At 48.5% G+C, this 707-nt stretch carries 1 pseudogene; it reads left to right on the top strand.

Annotation, left to right across the window (positions count from 1 at the left end):
- Positions 1-260 precede the first annotated feature (260 nt).
- Positions 261-701, top strand: a pseudogene (locus ACTHUM_RS16700) (dihydroorotate oxidase); the annotation flags it as partial.
- Between the last annotated feature and the right edge of the window lie 6 nt (positions 702-707).

Raw genomic sequence — 707 nt, 5'->3', positions numbered from 1 at the left:
GACATGGCCGAAGGCTTGAAACGTTTTAAAGCGGCTTTGAACGAATGGTTGGCCTGATTTTCAAAACCCAATAGCCAAATCAGCCGACAGCTTAGCGAAGGCCGTCTGAGAGACTGTTTGAGTTTTTCAGACGGCCTTTTTCAATATTGAAAACAACATCCGCCTACATGCTTTGTCATTTGATGTTTGTTAAAAATCGTGCCGCCTCTTCGTGTTACGCTTGGCAAACAATTTGATTTTGCGAAGAAAAGGAGCAGGAGATGGTATCGTTGAAAACCCAAATCGCCGGTTTTTCTTTTGACAACTGCCTGATGAACGCGGCCGGTGTGTCATGCATGACTGTTGAGGAATTAGAAGCAGTCAGACAGTCTTCGGCAGGCACTTTCATTACCAAGACCGCAACGCTTACCCCTCGTCAAGGCAACCCCGAGCCGCGTTATCGGGACGTCCCTCTCGGCAGCATCAATTCGATGGGCTTGCCGAATCAAGGCATCGATTACTATCTGGATTACCTGCTTACCCTTCAAGAGTCTCAGCCGGAACGGACATTTTTCCTATCACTGGTCGGCCTGTCGCCCGGCGAAACACATATCCTGTTGGAAAAGGTGCAAAATAGCGGGTTTAACGGTATTACCGAACTCAACCTATCCTGCCCAAACGTCGCCGGCAAACCGCAAATTGCCTACGACTTTGAAACCACCTAGATG

This window comes from Neisseria sp. P0021.S006 (assembly GCF_051956895.1).
Note: the sequence above shows the minus strand (reverse complement) of the source record. Positions and strands in the feature narration are given on the sequence as shown.